This is a genomic window from Dietzia massiliensis, assembly GCF_018390595.1.
Classification (GTDB): domain Bacteria; phylum Actinomycetota; class Actinomycetes; order Mycobacteriales; family Mycobacteriaceae; genus Dietzia; species Dietzia massiliensis.
The window spans coordinates 1-429 of the sequence record NZ_JAHBAV010000223.1; the positions used below are offsets into that span (position 1 = coordinate 1).

Genomic DNA, 429 nt, shown 5'->3' on the forward strand with positions numbered 1-429 from the left:
GTTCAGCCAGCGCAGCGGGGCGGCGCTGCCGGCCGCCACCGCTGCGATGTAAATCAGGCCTGGGCGCCCGCGACGGCGACGCGCGCCAGTTCGGTGATGCGCGCGTAGTCGCCGCTTTCCAGCGCGTCCGCCGGCACCAGCCAGGAGCCGCCGATGCACAGCACGCTTTTCAGCGCCAGATAGCTGCGGTAGTTGTCCGGCGAGATGCCGCCGGTCGGGCAGAAGCGCACCTGCGGGAACGGGCCGCCGATCGCCTGCAGCGCTTTTACGCCGCCGTTGGCTTCCGCCGGGAAGAATTTAAACTCGCGCAGGCCGTAATCCATGCCCAGCATCAGTTCGGAAACGGTGCTGATGCCCGGAATAAGCGGAATGGACCCGGCGGTGGCCGCCTTGAGCAGCTCGTCGGTCAGCCCCGGGCTGATGGCGAAC

At 68.5% G+C, this 429-nt stretch carries 1 protein-coding gene; it reads right to left on the reverse strand.

What is annotated here, in order from left to right:
- Positions 1-53: 53 nt before the first annotated feature.
- A partial coding sequence (eda, locus tag KHA85_RS20355; RefSeq protein ID WP_213186692.1) for a bifunctional 4-hydroxy-2-oxoglutarate aldolase/2-dehydro-3-deoxy-phosphogluconate aldolase occupies positions 54-429 on the reverse strand: 376 nt, incomplete at its 5' end.